13 protein-coding genes are annotated in these 16,957 nt (G+C 61.4%); 3 read left to right on the top strand and 10 right to left on the bottom strand.

From position 1 onward, the window contains the following. The first annotated feature begins 118 nt into the window (after positions 1–118). Positions 119–625, top strand: coding sequence for a DUF1993 domain-containing protein (locus QUG03_RS22770; RefSeq protein WP_500821073.1), 507 nt, complete (start codon positions 119–121; stop codon positions 623–625). On the opposite strand, the gene QUG03_RS22765 is transcribed toward QUG03_RS22770, so the two are convergent. Then, positions 607–1,176 (bottom strand): nucleotidyltransferase family protein, encoded by a 570-nt coding sequence (locus QUG03_RS22765; RefSeq protein ID WP_500821072.1) that lies wholly within the window; start codon positions 1,174–1,176, stop codon positions 607–609. The genes QUG03_RS22770 and QUG03_RS22765 overlap by 19 nt on opposite strands. 10 nt (positions 1,177–1,186) lie before the next feature. Beyond that, the gene (gene nadB, locus QUG03_RS22760) at positions 1,187–2,785 is read right to left on the bottom strand and encodes an L-aspartate oxidase (protein WP_235084688.1); all 1,599 of its coding nucleotides are present in this window, start codon (positions 2,783–2,785) and stop codon (positions 1,187–1,189) included. Between the two features lie 466 nt (positions 2,786–3,251). Here nadB and QUG03_RS22755 point away from each other — a divergent pair, with 466 nt between their 5' ends. Further along, on the top strand, positions 3,252–3,581 hold the full coding sequence (locus tag QUG03_RS22755) for a DUF1484 family protein (protein WP_500821071.1): 330 nt from the start codon (positions 3,252–3,254) through the stop codon (positions 3,579–3,581). 83 nt (positions 3,582–3,664) lie between these two features. Here QUG03_RS22755 and QUG03_RS22750 read toward each other — a convergent pair whose 3' ends face one another. The 8 genes from QUG03_RS22750 to tssJ form a co-directional block, all read right to left on the bottom strand. Continuing rightward, complete coding sequence (locus QUG03_RS22750; RefSeq protein WP_500821070.1) at positions 3,665–4,243, bottom strand: DUF3885 domain-containing protein; 579 nt, start codon at positions 4,241–4,243, stop codon at positions 3,665–3,667. A 310-nt stretch (positions 4,244–4,553) separates the two neighbouring features. Beyond that, a complete protein-coding gene (locus QUG03_RS22745) occupies positions 4,554–4,949 on the bottom strand; it encodes a hypothetical protein (RefSeq protein WP_500821069.1) in 396 nt (131 codons plus the stop codon). Then, complete coding sequence (locus tag QUG03_RS22740; protein WP_500821068.1) at positions 4,946–9,472, bottom strand: RHS repeat-associated core domain-containing protein; 4,527 nt, start codon at positions 9,470–9,472, stop codon at positions 4,946–4,948. Before QUG03_RS22740 ends, QUG03_RS22745 begins: the two co-directional genes overlap by 4 nt. A gap of 15 nt (positions 9,473–9,487) precedes the next feature. Continuing rightward, positions 9,488–12,517 carry a type VI secretion system Vgr family protein gene (locus QUG03_RS22735; RefSeq protein WP_500821067.1) on the bottom strand — a complete coding sequence of 1,010 codons (3,030 nt, stop codon included), beginning with the start codon at positions 12,515–12,517 and terminating at the stop codon, positions 9,488–9,490. Between the two features lie 19 nt (positions 12,518–12,536). Next, positions 12,537–13,016 carry a type VI secretion system baseplate subunit TssE gene (tssE, locus tag QUG03_RS22730; protein ID WP_048416125.1) on the bottom strand — a complete coding sequence of 160 codons (480 nt, stop codon included), beginning with the start codon at positions 13,014–13,016 and terminating at the stop codon, positions 12,537–12,539. A 3-nt stretch (positions 13,017–13,019) separates the two neighbouring features. Beyond that, positions 13,020–13,721 carry a type IVB secretion system protein IcmH/DotU gene (gene icmH / locus QUG03_RS22725; RefSeq protein WP_081548565.1) on the bottom strand — a complete coding sequence of 234 codons (702 nt, stop codon included), beginning with the start codon at positions 13,719–13,721 and terminating at the stop codon, positions 13,020–13,022. Positions 13,722–13,728: 7 nt separating this feature from the next. Continuing rightward, on the bottom strand, positions 13,729–15,075 hold the full coding sequence (gene tssK, locus QUG03_RS22720; RefSeq protein WP_107798021.1) for a type VI secretion system baseplate subunit TssK: 1,347 nt from the start codon (positions 15,073–15,075) through the stop codon (positions 13,729–13,731). A 269-nt stretch (positions 15,076–15,344) separates the two neighbouring features. Beyond that, a complete protein-coding gene (gene tssJ / locus QUG03_RS22715; RefSeq protein WP_107798022.1) occupies positions 15,345–15,884 on the bottom strand; it encodes a type VI secretion system lipoprotein TssJ in 540 nt (179 codons plus the stop codon). A 198-nt stretch (positions 15,885–16,082) separates the two neighbouring features. Here tssJ and QUG03_RS22710 point away from each other — a divergent pair, with 198 nt between their 5' ends. Continuing rightward, positions 16,083–16,931 carry a M15 family metallopeptidase gene (locus QUG03_RS22710; protein WP_253315661.1) on the top strand — a complete coding sequence of 283 codons (849 nt, stop codon included), beginning with the start codon at positions 16,083–16,085 and terminating at the stop codon, positions 16,929–16,931. Positions 16,932–16,957 lie beyond the last annotated feature (26 nt).

Below are 16,957 nucleotides of genomic sequence, written 5' to 3'. Positions count from 1 at the left end.
GTTTTGAATAAGCCGCTGCCGGGCCGCGTCTGTTTCCCGGCGGCGGATTGGCTTATGCTGTGGCGGCGCGCCGGAATGTCCGCCGCGCCCGCCTTACCGCATCCGACAGGAGCCCGCCATGTCCGTTTCCATGTATCAAGCCTCCGTCCCGGCGCTGATCCGGGGCCTGAACAATCTGTCCGCCATCCTGGACAAGGCCGCCGCCGACGCCGCCGCGCGCAACATCGCGCCGGACGTGCTGCTGAACGCCCGGCTGGCGCCGGACATGTTCGCGCTGACGCGCCAGGTGCAGATCGCCAGCGATAGCGCCAAAGGCTGCGCCGCGCGGCTGGCGGGCGTCGACGTGCCCAGCTACGCCGACGACGAAGCCAGCTTTGCCGATTTGCAACAGCGCATCGCCAAGACCGTGGCGTTTTTGCAGGGTTTTAACGCCGCGCAGATCGACGGCAGCGAGATGCGGGAAGTGGTGCTGAAAGTGCGCGGCGACGAGATCCGCTTCAGCGGACAGAACTATCTGCTGGGCTTTGTGCTGCCCAACTTCTACTTCCACCTCACCGCCGCCTACGCCATCCTGCGCCACAACGGCGTGGCGCTGGGCAAGATGGATTACTTGGGCGGCGTGTAGTCCCGGGTGGGGAGCCGCCGCAGCGCTGGCCAGCGCTGCAAAAACTGCTTGTCCATCAGCCTGCGCTCAAACACGGCGGCGTTGCCATGCCTGGGATTATGGCGCAACACGCCGTTCATCAAATCGTCCAGACCGCAGGGAGCTAGAATCCGCACGCGGTCTTCCTCATCCAGCCAGGCCGCCACAGATGTGGCGGTTTCCGGCCAACTAGCCACCCCGTCCGCCAGGCTTTGTAAGGGCGGCAAGGGGCGGCCCGGCTTCTGTTCGCGCCAGAGGTGCACCGCCGCCTGATTGCAGACTTCCCAGTTCAAGCTTGGCAGCGCAGTGCGCAATTGGGCTTCCAACTGATGCTCGCGCTCTGGGCTTAAGTCCGCGGGATCGAAGTAAACCAGATCTATGTCCGGGATAGGTGTGGGCCGTGCATGGCCGCACAGCCGGTCCCAAACCAGGCTGCGGATGGCTCCGGCGCCGATGGCCCAGGAGGACAGGCCCAAGGCGCGCCCAGCGCCAAGCGCCTCCATCAGCCACGGCTGCCCGCGCAGCAAAGCCACTAACTGCCGCTCATGCTCCATCGGCCTGCGCCGGCGCCTCCGGCGTCAGGATGGTCTCCTGCGCCAGCTCCAGCTTCTCCGGATAGTCGCGGCTGTAGTGCAGGCCGCGGCTCTCCTTGCGCAGCAGCGCCGAACGCACGATCAGCTCCGAAGTCTGCACCAGATTGCGCAGCTCGATCAGATCGTTGCTGACGTGGAAATGGCGGTAATACTCGTTGATCTCCTCGGACAGCAGGCGGATGCGGTTTTGCGCCCGCATCAGCCGCTTATTGGTGCGCACAATGCCCACATAGTCCCACATCGCCCGGCGCAGCTCGTCCCAGTTGTGGGAAATCACCACCTCCTCGTCCGGGTCCGTCACCTGGCTGTCGTCCCAGTCCGGGATCTTGGGCAGCTTGATCTCCGGCGCGGCCAGGATGTCCGCCGCCGCCGCCTTGCCTATCACCAGACATTCCAGCAAGGAATTGCTGGCCAGCCGGTTGGCCCCGTGCAGGCCGGTGCAGGCCACTTCGCCCACCGCGTACAGCGCGTCCACATCGGTGTGGCCGGTCAGGTCCGTGACCAGGCCGCCGCAGGTGAAATGCACCGCCGGCACCACCGGGATGGGCTGTTGGGTGATGTCTATGCCCAGCTCCAGGCAATGGGCGTAGATATTGGGGAAATGCTCGCGGATGAAATGGGCCGGCTTGTAGGAAATGTCCAGGTAGACACAGTCCAGGCCGTGCTTCTTCATCTCGAAGTCGATGGCGCGCGCCACCACGTCGCGCGGCGCCAGCTCGGCGCGCGGATCGTGCTCCGGCATAAAGCGGGTGCCGTCCGGCAGCTTCAGGATGCCGCCCTCGCCGCGTACCGCCTCGGTGATCAGAAAGGACTTGCTGTGCGGGTGATACAGGCAAGTGGGGTGGAACTGCATGAATTCCATATTCCCCACCCGGCAGCCGGCGCGCCAGCCCATGGCGATGCCGTCGCCGGTGGCGGTGTCCGGATTGGTGGTGTACAGGTAAACCTTGCCGGCGCCGCCGGAGGCCAGGATGGTGTGCTTGGCGGCGATGGTCACCACCTGATCCGCCAGCTTGTCCAGCGCGTACACCCCATAGGCGCGGTTGCCGGGCAGGCCCAGCTTGCGCGAGGTGATCAGATCGATGGCGATATGCTCTTCCAGCTCCGTGATATTGGGGTGGGCCTTGATCTTCTGTCCCAGCGTGCTGGTCACCGCCGCACCGGTGGCGTCCGCGGCGTGGATGATGCGGCGGTGGCTGTGGCCGCCCTCGCGGGTCAGGTGATAACCGGTGCGGTGGGTTTCATCCTTGGTGAAGGGCACGCCCAGCGCAATCAGCCAATCAATGGCTTCCTTGGAATGCTCGACAATGAAGCGCGTGGTCTCCTCATTGCACAGCCCTGCGCCGGCAATCAGCGTATCGCGGATGTGTTCCTCCACCGAATCCTCGGTGTCCAGCACCGCGGCGATGCCGCCCTGAGCGTAAGTGGAACTGCCTTCCAGCAAATCGCGCTTGGTAATCAGACCCACCTTGCGGCTTTCCGCCAGGTGCAAGGCCAAGGTCATCCCGGCCAGACCGCTGCCGATGATCAGAACATCAAACTTGAGCATGATGAAATCCTGCAGGACGCAGAGTCGAAATGGATAGGCAGCGTAGCAGACTTCATGCTGGTGTGACAGATGGGGGAGGGGTGTGGTTATAGGGATTGAAAAGGCCTGCGTAGCGCCGCATTCGTCGTAAAGCGGGGGGCTCATCGCCGCCGTTGAGCTAGCGTCGATCTGGGAGGGCGCTACGGAACGACGCCAACGCCTTGCCTCCCGGCCCCAAGCGCGTGATAATCCGGCCGTGCTGTGCATCAGCACCGGAATTAGCGTTCCGAATATCAAGGCGGACAGCCGCACATGCGGCATTTTTCATGTCCGGGTACACCATAGATGCGTCTACTCTCAGGCGGGTCATGGTGGGAGCGTGCTTGCACGCGCCGGGTCCTTGATGCCGGTAACGCTAATCCTGCCATGTTCCCGCCGCTCCCGATTAGCGTCGGACGGCGGGCATAATGCTTATCAAGGAGTCGCCATGACTAGCGCCATCCCTTTCCCGCCCCTCCCTATCCCATCGCTGTCTACCTTGCTGATGCAGCTGAAAAGCTTGCGCCAGCAGGATGCCTCACTACAGCCGATTGACCCGCTGTTGCAGCGGCTCGACGAATACGACGAGCGCTTCCATCACAGCGCCTATTTGATCTGCCTGGAACTTAGCCAGGTCAGCCATGCCTTGACCGCGCTGGTGGCCATGTTGGACCAATCCAACCTTGAAACACTGGAGCGCGAGCAGATGTATTGCCTGCTGGAGCCTTTTGCCCGCCGTTTGCAACAGACCACGATGCAAATGCAGGAACTGGCTTAACTCTCCCAAACGATCAAAGCCCCGGGAGGGGCTTTGGGCTTTCATTCTGTGCTTTGCAAATAGGGTGATGATTGCGTGTCTTACTATTTAAAACTGCTTTCCATTTTTTCTATATCATAATTAATGAGCAGGTGATGTAATTTATTGAAAGCAGTCTTGAGTGTGCTTTTTTCCCCAATGACATCAATTCCGCGCTTATCGTAAGGGTGTGCTAATATCTTATTTTCAATGCTGAAGATGTGTAAATCAAGCCAAGTGGATGGGCTTATGCCAAGCTCGTGTGCGATTTTCATCCAAAGTAATTTGGTGCATTCTTCTTTGCTTGTTTGGAAGATTATTCTTGCAATTTTTTCGTCTTCATTAATGTCGTAATCGATAAATCTTTGGCTTGGAATCGTGAACCCACCATGTTGTAGCTCTTTGATTTGGGATCGGGCAGGTAATAAATTATCACCGGATAAACTAAGTGAGCAGTATACCTCAGTATCCTTTTCGAAAATGAAGTGCAATATGGTTTTGGCATTTTCGTATGCGGTTGCAAACTGATTAAGTCTGCTGTCTCTTTGACTTATTTTGAAACGTAAGCTGTCTTTGTATTTGTAGAAAACCGCACTCGAAAAACAGTTGTCCCCAAAAATTTCTTTTATTCTTGATGTCTTCATTTAAGCGTTCTTACACTTCATGTTCTTCATATCCATGACTTTCCCTGTGTCGCCTTTATGCTTGTCAGTCATGTAGTCGCCAAAAACATCAGCATTATTGGTGCTTAAAGTGTTTCCCTGTACGTGCTGAGTTTCTTAGTACAGTTTGTGTGCGACAGGTAAACACTGTTGAAGTGGCCGAACCTCTGGCTTGCAACACGGGAAGACGGCTCATATGTGCTGTCATAAGCAAAAAATGTTGACCCGTACTTTATTTTTTTTGGGGGGCGTTTTTCATGTTTTCACAAATTTATTTTCTCTTTGTATGAAGTTATCTGTTTTGGATATTGTATTTTGCGACACTTGCTACATCTTCATCATTGTCATTTGTTAAAAAATTTAATATATCGATTGGTGCTTTTTTGTTTGCTGCAATTGCTTGACGTACTGTTGATTCAGCATCATTTGCAAGCAAATAAAATAACTCTTTAGATAGCTTTCTTTTTGTGGCAACAAACTGTCTTGTTTCTGGCCCGTGTTTGCATAACTCTTCTAGTATTTCAAGAGGTACTGTTTTGTTGTGTGCGACCCATTTTTGATACTCAGGAAAACGGTTAATAATATCTATCCATACATGGTTTGGGGCTTCTTCTTGTGCGGACCTGTCATATTCTTCTTTTTTTTCACTGTCTCGTAAAGCAATAAATTCTTCGGCCGAGTTGATCATTTTGAATCCTTGCATTTTAAGGAGTTGAAGTTGATATTTTTTCCAACTTCGCTCTTGTGCTTATTCATATAGTCACCGTAAACGTCAGCATCTGCAACCCAGGTGCCATTTTTATCAAACACCTTCCACGCACTATTCCCATGGCCAGTTTGATCCTCAGACCACCACATACCGGTTGATGGGTCTCTGAGGTATTTAGCATGGCCAACTCCTGGGACATTGCCTGCACATACACGGTCGAATCTATTTACTTCCCATTTTTTTCGACAAGGACATTTAGCATTCTGGTTGGGCTTGTCAGATGCTTGTTTTCTTCCTGCCGAAGAGGAAGCTTTGGATAGGCCAAATGGGTCCACCCACTCAATTGGGTTCGGCGCATAACTGTGGATATTAATCCCACCCATCAACCCAATCGGATCCCGCGAAATAAACCGCCCGATCTCCGGATCATAGTAGCGATGGCGGTTATAGTGCAGCCCGGACTCTTGGTCCTGATACTGGCCCTGGAAACGGAAGGGGTTGCGGATGCCGGCCTTGCTGGCGGCGTCGGCGATGATTTCGCGCGCTTGCCCCCAGGCCTGGTAGTCCATCTCCAGCGCCAGCGCACCTTGTTCGTCGGTCAGCGCCTGCGGGGTGCCCAGGTGGTCGGTATGGTAGTAGTACACCGCCGTCGGTTCGCTAGGTTCCGGCGCGGGTTTGCGCAGCGGGTCCAGGTCCGAGTCATAGGGGCGGTGCTGGCTCCAGCGCGGCACTTTGACGCCGCGCACGGCTTCGGTGTGGACTTGGGCCAGCGGCACGAAGCTGTCCGGTTCAAACAGATAATGCACCGCTTGTTCGTCCCGGGTTTCAAAGGCCAGCACGTCGCCGTCCCAGCCGTAAAGCGTGGTCTGGCCGGCCTGGGTTTTGGCGATGCGGCGGCCCAGCGGGTCGTAGTGGTAGTCGGTGCGTTGGCCGTCCGGCGCGGTCAGGTGGGACAGGCGGTTGTGGCTGTCCCATTCCAGCTTGGTGAGCGCGCCGTTGACGCGTTTTTCCACCAGGTTGCCGCGGCTGTCGTAGCGGTAGTGGCGGCCGGCGTACTGGCTGAGCAGGTTGCCCAGCAGGCTATTGTCCTGGTGGCCGTCGGCGGCCGGGGCGTTGTCCAGCAGGTTGCCGGCCGGGTCGAAGCGGAAGCTTTCCACGCCCTTGGGGGTGGCGGCCTCCAGCAGGCGGCCCACCGGGTCGTAGCGGTAGTTGAGCTGGCCGGCGCGGCTGTCCGCGATGCCAGTGAGCTGGCCGGCGACGTCGTACTGGTATTGGCGGTTCCACTGGGTGGAGCCCATCAACCGCTGGCTGGCCAGGCGGCCGGCCTTGTCGTAGCTCTGGTGCTGTTGCAGCGCATTACCCAGCACGCGCTGGGTTTCGCGGTGCAGCTTGTCGCGCTCCAGGTTGACGATGTCGCGCTGGCCGAACAGCAGGCCGTGCACGTGGCCGCTGCCGTAGCTGAGGATGTCCACGCGGCGGCCGTCCGGGCGCACGCTGGCGACGCGGTTGCCCAGCGGGTCGTGTTCATGCTGCCAGCGGTAGGTTTCCTTGACGCCGGCCACGTTGTAGCCGTGGTGTTCTTCTATGACATTGCCCACCGGATCGTAAATCCAGCGCAGGCTGGCGTAGCGGTTCTTGGCCTGGTACAGCCGGCCGGCGGGGTCGTAGCCGAAGCTTTCCAGGCTGCCCGGCGCGCTGCGTTCGATCAGGCGGCCGGCGCCGTCGTAGCGGTAGAGGGTGGCGACATCGCCTTCCTGTTGTTTTTCCAGCTGGCCGGCGGCGTTGTAGTGGTAGCGGGTGGGGCTGCCGTCAAAGCCGGTTTCCGAAATCAGCTGGCCGCCGGCGTCGTATTCGAACAGATACTGGCGGTGGTTTTCATTGCGCAGCGCGGTCAGCCGGCCCAGCTTGTCGTATTTGTAGGCCAGGCTGTGGCCGTTGGCGTCGGTGCGGGTCTGAAGCCGGCCGGCTTTGTCGTAGTCGTAATGGGTGGCGCGGCCCAGCGGGTCGGTGAGTTTGAGCAGGCGCGCTTCGGCGTCGTGCTCCAATTGCGTGGCCTGGCCGTCCGGTAGGACGATGGCCTGCAGCGTGCCGTTGGCCGCGTATTGATAGCGGGTGGCGCTGCCCATGGCGTCGATGATCAGCTGCGAGCGGCCGCGTTCGTCGTACTGCCATTGGGTGGCGCTGCCGGAGCAGTCGGTATAGCTCTGCAGCAGGCCGTCCGGGCGGTAGGCAATCTGCTTCTTGCCGCCCTTGGCGTCGGTGATGGCCACCGGCAGCCCCTGTTCGTTGTAGGCGTATTTGGTCTTGTGGCCCAGCGGGTCGGTTTCCTCGATCAACTGGCCCTTGTCGTCGTAGGCGCGCAGCCATTTTTCGCCCAGCGGATCGGTGATCTCCACCAGATTGTCCTGGGCGTCGTAGGCGAAGGCCACTTCGCTGCCGTCGCGGCGCTCGTGCAATACCAGATTGCTCTTGTCGTCGTAGGAGAAGCTGTCTTGCGAGCCGTCCGGGTAGATGTGGTTGACCAGGTTTTTCTGGGCGTCGTAGTCGAACCATTCTTCCTTGTGGTCCGGGTAGATGATGCGGTAGTTGTAGCCCTTGTCGTCGAAGTAGTACTCGGTGGTGCGGCCGTAGGCGTCGGTGACGTAGGTGAGGTCGATATTGTCGTCCCAGGCCAGGCGGATGTCCTGGCTGCCGTCGTCGGCGTATTCGCGCACGGCGCGCGCGTCCAGGTGCTTGCCGTCCCACTCCAGATGGATGCCGCGGCCGGTGCGGTCGGTGTAGCGGGTCAGCAGGTGGTGCTGGTACTGGTAGCTCCAGCTTTGACCGTTTTCATCGCTGGCGGCCAGCAGGTCGCCGGCGTCCGCGGCCAGCGGGCCGGCGTCGTCGTATTGGTATTGCGCCAGCGTGCGCAGCGGCAGGCCGGTTTCCGGGTTTTGCAGGCTGATGCGGACAATGCGGCCGCGCGTGTCGTGGCTGAGGTCCGCCACGTAGCCGGCGCTGCTGAGCAGCTGGATCAGTCGGCCGTCGCGGAAGTTCATCGCGATGCTGTTGCCGGCGCGGTCCTTGATCAGCGCCAGGCGGAAGCTGTCGCCGTGGCGTTCGTATAGTTGCACCAGATCGTGGCCGTAGGTCTGGGAGATCAGGGTGTCGGATAGGCGGCTGAGGGTGAAGCCTTCCAGCTCGTCCTTGAGGGATTCGCCCACCGGCAGCAAGGGGTAGTCCAGGGTGCGGCAGCTGTCGTCGTGGAGCTTCAGCGCTTCGCCTTCGATGTCGAAGCGCGCGCCATAAGCCACGCCCCAGCGCGCGCCCAGATCGCCGCGGGCGTCGTTGCCGTCGAAGTTGGAGCGATATTGACGGGTCCAGATGATGGGCAGCACGCCGGGCAGGCTGAAGTCGGTATGTTGCAGCGATTCTTCGCCCAGCACGTAGCCGATGCTGTTGGGCGAGGCGGCGCAGGCGCATTTGGGCGGCGGCTTGATCTTGCCCTTGAAGCGGCTGGTGACCTCCTGATAAAGCTGCTGGGTGCCTTTCTTGGCCTTGTTGGTGACTTTGTTGGCCACCGCGGCGGCCTTCTTGGGCAGGTGCTTGAGGAAGGCTGCCAGCAATTTGTTCAGCAAGGGCTTCAGGTGGCTGGAGTACATGGACAGCAGCTTGGCGGTGAGCTGGCCGGCCCAGGCCAGCAGGGTGCGGCCCAGGCTCAGCATCATGCGGGCGGCTGCGCTGCCTTTCAGCGCCATGTCTATGCCTTTGGCCGCGGCCACGGTCATGCCGGCGGCGGCTTCTTTCTTGGCGCTGGCGGCGGCGCGGTTCAGCGCGTCCAGTTCCGCGCCCACCGATGCCCAGAAGCCTTGCTTATTGGTTTTCTCCAGATGGTATTTGACCGGCGCTTGCGGCACGTGTTGTTTGACGTAGCCGCTGAAGTTGCCGGAGCCCAGGCTGATCAGCAGATTGGCCAGGTCCGAGATGATGACCTTGCCTTTGCCGCCGCAGGTTTCCAGCGTGCTCTGCATTTTGCTGTCTACGTGCTTGACCCATTGGTCCGGCATATTGCGGAAGTCGGCCGGCAACATATTGGCCACTTTTTGGGTCAGCGAGGCGGACAGCTCCATTTTCAGCCAGTCGCCGCCGGCGCGGCGCACGCTGCTGGCGCACAGCTTCAGCGTGGGGCGCGCGCCCATTTTGAACAGGCCGCCTGCGGCCGGCACCACGCCCACCAGGTCCACGCCCAGAAACAGCCAGTCGAAGACGTCGACTTCCTGTTTTTTCTTGCTCTTTTCCGACATCTCCATCAGGTCGACGATGACATCGCCCACCGAGATCAGGTTGCCGACAATGGGCACCGCGCTGCCTATGGTCTTGAGGCTGTCCACCGACAGATGCCCGTCGCTGATGCTTTGCAGCCATTGATCGAAGGTCTTGCCGGTTTGCTGGATGACCTGGGCTGCGTTTTGCGGCGTGCCGTTGATGACGGCGACGGGTTTGGCTTGGGCTGCGGTGCTCATGTCGGAGGAGGGCTCTTAAACGATATTCTTGATCATGCCGGCGGCGGCGGGGAGGGACGCGCCGGAGGCAAGTTGTTTGATGTCGCGCGCTTGTTGCAGCGCTGCCTGGGCTTGGGAGGCCATGGCTTTGGCCTGGTCCACGGCGCCTTTGGCCTGGGCCAGGTTTTGCGCCAGGCCGGCGGCGCCGGGCGGCAGCGCCTTGCCCACCAGGCTGCCCAGCTGGCTCATGGCCTGCTGCTGCACCGCGGCGCCCATTTTTTGCAGCGCCGCTTCCGGCTGCGGCACAAAGGGGAAGATGTCCGCCTCGCTCTTGTGCGGACGGCCCAGGAACTGCACTTGAGCCGGTCCGGTGGGCAGGCCGTTGACCATGGCCTTGCCGGCGGCGTCCAGCACGCCGCTGTGCTTGACGCCCAGCGCGTCGGTGAGCACGAATTTGCCCTGATCCATGGAGTAGCCGTTGGCGAAATCGTGAATCACTTGCAGATTGCCCATGCCCGGCTTGTTGAAGGTGGGCGTGGGCGTGCTGAGGCTGGCCGGGCCGGTGAGCGCGTGGCTGGCGCCCTTGACGCTGACTTCGCCCGGGCAGTGCACTTCGATATTGCCGCCCTTGAGCCGGATATAGCCGCCGCCGCTGGTGAGCAGGATTTCCTGGCCGGCGGCGATTTCCACCTTGCCCTTGCAGGCGGTGACGGTCACATCCTTGTCCGCGGTCACCTCGATGCTGTCGCTCTGTGCCTGCATCTGGATCTTGCCCTTGGCGGCGATCAGCTTCAGCGCGATCTGATCCTTGACCCCGGCCACGAACAGGCTGATGTGCTGGCCCACGTTATGCAGCCAGCGCCGGCCCGAGGTTTGGTTGGTGTCGCGCTGCGCCACCAGGTCCAGATTGGTCCCCGCCGCCACGGTCTGGCTTTGCTGGCTCAGGCTGGCGATGCCGGCTGGGGCCGATAGCACGATCAGAGGTTGCTGGCCGGCCTGCTCTTTCGCCGTTTTGCCGTCCTTGTCGGTGTTGGAACCGGCTTCCCAGGCTTTCAAGGCGGCGGCCTGGTGTTGCAGATGGCCTTCGGTTTTCTTGGCGGCTTTGGCGTTGTCCGGGCCAATTTCTTCCGGCCCGGTTTCCATGGTGTCGGCCTGCTGGCCGCTGGCGGTGTCGCCCAGGCTTTGGCTCAGGGCCAAGGCCGCGTCCAGCTGGCTTTGCGCCTGTTCGCGTGCCAGCTGTTTGCCGGACGCGCCGTTCTGCGCTTCGGTGCTCAGCAGCAGGCCGTGGCCGGCGCGGATGGCGCCGTGGTTGTCGGTGCGCAGTTCGAAGCCGTCGCCGCGCGGCTCGGCCTTGCCGTTGCTGCGCGGCTGGGTGAGGAAGCCTTGGTTGAGTTGGGTTTTGCCGGGTTCGCTCGATAGTTTGGCGCGGACTTCGCCGGGGGTGTCGTCGAACAGCAGTTCGTTGTACTGGCCACCCTGGTGTTCTTTGGATTTGATGCCGGACAGGGTCTTGTTCGCCGGCAAGGCGCCCGCGCCGCTGAAGTCCGGCGGCGGGTGGCTGCCGTTGTAGAGCACACCGGTAATCACCGGGCGGTCGATATCGCCTTCGATGAAGTCGACCAAGACTTCCTGGCCGATGCGCGGGATGAATTGGTGGCCCCAGCCGGCGCCGGCGCTGGGCATCACCACCCGCAGCCAGCAGGAGGATTTGTCGTCCATCCCCGCGCCGATGCTCGGGTGTTCTTCCGGCCGCTGCCAGTGGAATTGCACCTTGATGCGGCCGTGCTGGTCGGTGTGGACTTCTTCTCCTTGCGGTCCCACCACGGTGGCGGTCTGCACGCCGCGAGACTTGGGCTTGGCCAGTTCGGTGTGGGCGTAGGCCGGGGTCAGCGGCACGCCGCGGCGCTGGGCGTCGAAGTCGGCGCGGAAGGGTTGGGCGTCCTCGGCTTTTGCCAGCGCTTTGAGGTCGGCCGGCAGGTTGTTACGCGCACTTAAGGTTTGGCGGGTGACGACGAATTCGCGCTGTTCGCTGCTGTCGCCGTCGTGGGCCGGATGGTCGTCCAGGCGGAACCACTGGCCGGCGGCCAGGCCGCGCACCGAGCCGCCGCCGCTGAATTGCTTAGCATTCAGGTCATGCGCTTGCTGGCGCAGCTGGGCGTAATGACTGAGCTGGTCGGCGTCGCCGGCGTAGTACAGCGATTGCGGGTCGTAGTCGTGCAAGGAGGATTGCAGCGCCTTGCCGTTCTGGCCCTGATCGATGCGGCTGTCGTCGCCGCTGTGCTGGGTGGAGACAGGCTGGTAGTCGAAGCTGGCCAAAGCCACCGCGCCGGGGACGATCTGGCGTTGGGCGTTCCACTCGGTCAGGCCGTCTTCGGCTTCGGTGGCGTCGCTGCGGTGGAAGCGCACTCGCTCGACCGTAGCCGGCGGCAGGCTGTAAGGGTCGTCGAAGGCGACCAAGCGCACTTGTGGCGTGTCGCCGTCCAAATGGTCGAAACGCCAGGCGTAACCCTCTTCATGCAGCAGGCGCACGATGAAGTCGTAATCGCTCTCGCGGTATTGCAGACAGTAGCTACGCGGCGACGCCGGGCCGGTCTTGAAGTCCTGGGCCTGCACGCGGGCGAACACCGGATTGGCCTGCTGATGCTCGCTCAGGATCTGCGTGACGATGTCCGGCACCGACTGATCCTGGAACACCCGCGAGCTTATGCGGTGCCGCAGCAGCGCGAACGGCGGCTCTATGGTCAGCTGGTAGCGGCTGAAGCCGCCGTCCGAGCCCAGGCACTCGGCCTTGGACACCACGCCGCAGCGCAGGCTCTCCGCGCCGGCGGCGTCCAGGATGCCGAGCCGGGCCGGCAGGCCGAGCAGACTCTTGAGTTCAATCTTGCCGTCCGGAGACAAACAGGTGAGCTGGTAGGCGTAAGACCGGGACACGCCTTCTTCGCCGGCCAAACTCAGCGGCAGCAATTGCTCGGCCGCCACGCTGCCGTCGCCCAGGCTGAGGGTGAGCAGGCGCTGGTCCTGGTTGAAGGCGGAGGCGAAGCTGGCGAGCAGGGTGCTGGGGTCCATGGGGCGCTGTCAGGCTGGGTCAGCCTTGTACCTTGTAAACGTTGGAGGAGAGTTGCAGGGTGGCGTCGAAGGTGACCGGCGGCCGGTGCGGATGCACTTTCAGCACCGCGTCGACGCGGAAGCGCAGGTGGCGCTCCATCTCGCGCGGCGCGTCCAGGTTCACCCGCACGCGGGACAGCCGCGGCTCGTGCACTTCGATGGCGCGGCGCAGTTGCTCGCGCAGCAGTTCCCGGTCTTGCGGATTGAGCAGGCTGATGCCGGACAGGTCCGGAATGCCGAAGCTCAACATGCTGTCGTGGGCCTGCGGGTACATGTCGAACAGTTCTTGCAAGGGCGCGAGCCGGGTGTTCAGCAGCGCTTCCAGATCCCGCGCCAGCGAGCGCTTGATCTGCGGCAGTTCGTACAACATGGTTTCCGCGCCGTGGCTGTTGTCCGGCTGGTCGTCCAGCAGCCGGTCCAGCACCGACGGCAGGATCTGGGCGTGACGGCTGCTCTGCATGGCTTACAGGCCGAAAATGGATTGGAGCTGGTTGGACAGCAGCCAGCGGTAGGCGACGAAGATGCCGGCGCCCACCACCGCCAGCAGCGCGAAGTACAGCCACAGCGGCAGTTCATGGCGGACAAAGGCCTGGAAGCGTTGCGGCAGCTGCCAGTTGGGCGCGAACTCGGCCTTGCCGCCGCGCACTTGCTGGATTTCCTGGCCCAGCTTGTGGGTCAGGTAGCCCAGCTTTTCCTGGCCTTCCAGCAGGTATTTGCCTTGGAAGCCCAGCAACAGGCAGGTGTAGAACACTTCCAGCGGCTCGATATGGGCGGCCGGGTCCAGACGCAGTTGTTCCAGGCGGTTGAAGAAGCCCTCGCCGGCCAGATGCTCGCCAAACAGCCGCAGTTGCAGCGGCATGCGCTCCCATTCGTCGCGGATGTCGAACTCGGAGGACAGAATGATCTCGTCCATCAAGGCGCAAAACGCGTACTTGGAGTGGTTGATGGCGTTCTGGTCCTTGCCGAAGTTGCGCGCGTTGCGCTCGTACTGGTTCAGGAACTGGTCGACGCGGCGGTTGAACTCCACTGCGCTGCTGGGGGCGTTGCCGTCCCGGAGCAGGAACAGCAGGTAGATGCCGTCTTCCAGCATTTCGCGCAGGGTGGGCGCCGAGGCGGAGGCTACGGCCAGCGGGCGTTCTTGAAGAGTTGCGGCGGTTTGGTTCATGGCGGCCTCAGCGGAATACGGCGATCAGTTCAAGCGTCAGGTTGGAGAGCGTCTGCGGCATATAGATGCAGATGCTGCGCGATTGCAGCATGCGGCCGAAGATTTCGCCGTGCGGCTCCAGCGCGAAATAGTGGTTGCCCACGCGCACCGGAATGGCGGACGGCGTTTGCGCCGCATGGCTGAGCGCCACGCCGCGCATGGCTGAGTTGAGGATTTTTTCCACGTCGTCCGGCGCGCCGATCTTCATCTTCAGCGGCACGCTGTCGATGATCTGGCTGGCAGGCAGTTCGCTCTGCACCGACAGGTAGTAATCGACGTTCTCCAGCAGGCGGTCGCTTTCCAGCCGGCCGATGTAGAAGGACGGCTTGGGCGAATGCAGCGGGATGATGGCGTAACGCGAGGAGATCACGGTTTCCAGCAGTTCGCGGATCTGCGTGTCCAGCGCGGCCAGTACGGCGTGCAGGTCGTCGTGGCGATAGGCCGGGATGTCGGACAGGGTGTAATGGGTGGAGAAGGTCTGCAGCTCGCCGCAGAATTCGGCCAGCGCCAGATACAGCTCTTCCGGATGCAGCGGGCTGGACAGCGACAGGTGGCGCAGCTTGGCGAAGTTGCGGTTGACGGTGTGCAGCAGCCAGAAGGAGCTGATGTCGCTGGAGCTGTACTCCATCACGTTCTTGGCGCGTTCGCGCTGGCCGCCGGACAGCGCCTGGTTCTTGACCAGCAGGATGTCCAGCAGGCGGCGCAGCATGTGGCTGACCTCGCGCGAGCCTTCCACCGTGGCCAGCGGGGGAATGAAGCCGCCGCCCAGGCCCCATTGGCCGGTGGCGTCCTTTTCCAGCCGGCACAGCGGAATGGCGTCGTAGCCGTCGCGGTTCTCTTCCTCGATCATCAGCCGCACGTCCAGCTCCAGCGTGGACAGATCGGCGTCCAGCGCCTGGGTGTAGAGATCGGCCACTTCCGCGCTGGCGCTTTGGAAGCGAGTGGGGCGGGACATGAGCTCGCCGTTGCGGGTGTTGCCGCCGTAAGGCTGCATATGGGCGAGACAGGCGTAAAGCGTGGTCTTGATGCCGGCTTGCGGCAAGGTGTTCAGATCGCGGGACAGCGGCAGCGGCGCGCTGGCCGGCGCCTGGAACAGCGTGCCGTCCCGGAACAGGATGGACAGCCCGTCGATGCGGACGGTGCCGCCCTTGAGCGCCTGCTCGTCCAAGACGATGTGTTGCAGGCCCCAGCCGTGGCGTTGGCTCAGTTGCTGCCGCGCGGCGACGTGCTGCTCCAGCAAGAGGGTTTGCTGTTGAAAGTGCTGCGGGCGCAGGAACATGCCTTCGCCCCAGAGCACTCGTTTGGCTTGTTGCATTACTGATACACCTTGTCTGGAAATCTACTTCAATCTCAATTGCGCCTGGAAATTCATCGGCTTGTCAGCCGGGCCTGGCCGCCGCGGGCGAAGAAGCGCACGGGCTTTGAGCCACGTCATGGCCGGAACGGCCCGCATCCGGTAATAACACCCTGTTCAAACTGTGTACACGATCGCTAAAATGCGCGACATTTTGCAGCAAGAGCGGCGCCCTTGTCATGCAAAAGAGTTTGTTAATTTTCAGCGTCGGCCCGGCGCCGCAGCAGGCTTCAGTTTCGGCTGCCGGCGCAGTCCGCCTTGGCGGACGCGGGCTGGCCGGGCAGGGTCAACGCTTTGGGTTTGATGGCTTCCAGGTGGCAATCGGCGGCGCGGAAGCTCAGGTCTTTGCTGCGGACGGCGTCGGCGTCGTACAACAGGCGCCAGAAGTGGGCGTCCGGACGGCGGAAAAAGCCGACGACGCCGATGAACTGAGCGTCTTTTTCAATGGTGACGTCTTCTAGCGTCACTTTACCACCTGGCAAAAAGGTCAGTTCTTTGCTGTTGATCAGACTGTCGCCCAGCAGTTCTGATTCAGGCTTGCCGCTGGACAGGGCCTCCATGGTCAGGCGGTTGAAAGCCTGCTGGTTTTTGAGCTGGTAGACATGCACCACCACGGACAGCGGTTTGCCTTTGGCGTCGCGGTTTAGCGACGGGCTGCCTTCCGCTTTGATGTCGATGGTCTTGGTGCTGGAACAAGCGGTCAGAGAGGCTATGGCGATGGCGTAAAATAGGGCGCGGGCCCGTTGCCAGCTGGGGCGTTTTTTCATCATGACGGCGGTTCCTAACGATTGGATTTGTGACTATCTGCTATCGAAAGTATCCCAAATTTTTGGTTTAATTGGAATGCATGCTCCGTCGCAAATTGATTTGCATACGGCGGTTAAAATCAGAGATCGGGTAGCTCAAGCTATTGATTTAAATTGTAATGTCATTTATCGTCTCGCGTCAAAATGCATTTGAACTATATCTTGCCGATCCTGGTGCTTGGCATCGTTTTGCTCCTGTCCTGGCTGGGCTGGAAATTCTTCTTGGGACAGCCCCGCATCTTGGAAGGGAGCCGCTCGCCAAAGCCTGTTCTGCCTGGGGCGGAGGCTTTGGCCGGAGCCATGGCCGCAGGGCCGGAAACACTGACTGAAAAGCGGGCGGTGAGCGCCGCTTTTTTGCGTGCGTCGCGCCGGGCGCCCAGCGCCGCCGCGCGTTACTGGCGGGTGTGGCTGCCGGTGGTGTCGCTGTTGCTGGTGGCCCTGGCGGTGGCGATCACGCTGAAATTGAATCGTTTTCATCGCAGTCCCGAGTTCGAAGCGGCAGAATATGCGCAGGGCATAAGAATTAAGCAAACGCTGTTGGAAGAAAAACTGGTGCCCCCGCCGCCGCTTCCGCCGGAAGCTTTTGTCAACGTCATAGCGGAGCGGCCCAGCTTGGGCCATGCGGACCGGGACTGGAGCAAGCTGAATCCGGAGTTTGTGCAGGTGGTGCTGCGGGTGATGGAAAAAATGAAGGCCAGGGGCTTCCCCATGGTGCTGCTGGAAGGCTATCGCAGCCCGGAGCGCCAGGACTCGCTGGCCGGGCAGGCCACGCTGGTGACCAAGGCCAAAGGCGGACAGAGCAAGCATCAATACGGCCTGGCGGTGGATTTGGCGCCGATCCGCGAAGGCAAGGTAGTGATATCGGAACGCGATCCCTGGGCGATGCAGGCTTACAACGCGCTGGGGGAAGAGGCGACGGCGGCCGGCCTGACTTGGGGCGGCAACTGGAGCTTCAAGGACTTCGGGCATATCGAGCGCTCAGGCTCGCTGAAGTCCCTGCTCAAAAAATAACGGTTTAAAAGAAGGTGGTGGGTGTT

Source organism: Chromobacterium sp. CCUG 30098 (genome assembly GCF_059916605.1).
This window is presented reverse-complemented; position numbering and strand designations above follow the sequence as displayed.

Coding starts and splice junctions, on each gene's coding strand:
- tssJ (WP_107798022.1), bottom strand. CDS start 15,884: ATGATGAAAAAACGCCCCAGCTGGCAACGGGCCCGCGCCCTATTTTAC.
- nadB (WP_235084688.1), bottom strand. CDS start 2,785: ATGCTCAAGTTTGATGTTCTGATCATCGGCAGCGGTCTGGCCGGGATG.
- QUG03_RS22735 (WP_500821067.1), bottom strand. CDS start 12,517: ATGGACCCCAGCACCCTGCTCGCCAGCTTCGCCTCCGCCTTCAACCAG.
- QUG03_RS22770 (WP_500821073.1), top strand. CDS start 119: ATGTCCGTTTCCATGTATCAAGCCTCCGTCCCGGCGCTGATCCGGGGC.
- tssE (WP_048416125.1), bottom strand. CDS start 13,016: ATGCAGAGCAGCCGTCACGCCCAGATCCTGCCGTCGGTGCTGGACCGG.
- QUG03_RS22740 (WP_500821068.1), bottom strand. CDS start 9,472: ATGAGCACCGCAGCCCAAGCCAAACCCGTCGCCGTCATCAACGGCACG.
- QUG03_RS22755 (WP_500821071.1), top strand. CDS start 3,252: ATGACTAGCGCCATCCCTTTCCCGCCCCTCCCTATCCCATCGCTGTCT.
- tssK (WP_107798021.1), bottom strand. CDS start 15,075: ATGCAACAAGCCAAACGAGTGCTCTGGGGCGAAGGCATGTTCCTGCGC.
- QUG03_RS22750 (WP_500821070.1), bottom strand. CDS start 4,243: ATGAAGACATCAAGAATAAAAGAAATTTTTGGGGACAACTGTTTTTCG.
- QUG03_RS22745 (WP_500821069.1), bottom strand. CDS start 4,949: ATGATCAACTCGGCCGAAGAATTTATTGCTTTACGAGACAGTGAAAAA.
- icmH (WP_081548565.1), bottom strand. CDS start 13,721: ATGAACCAAACCGCCGCAACTCTTCAAGAACGCCCGCTGGCCGTAGCC.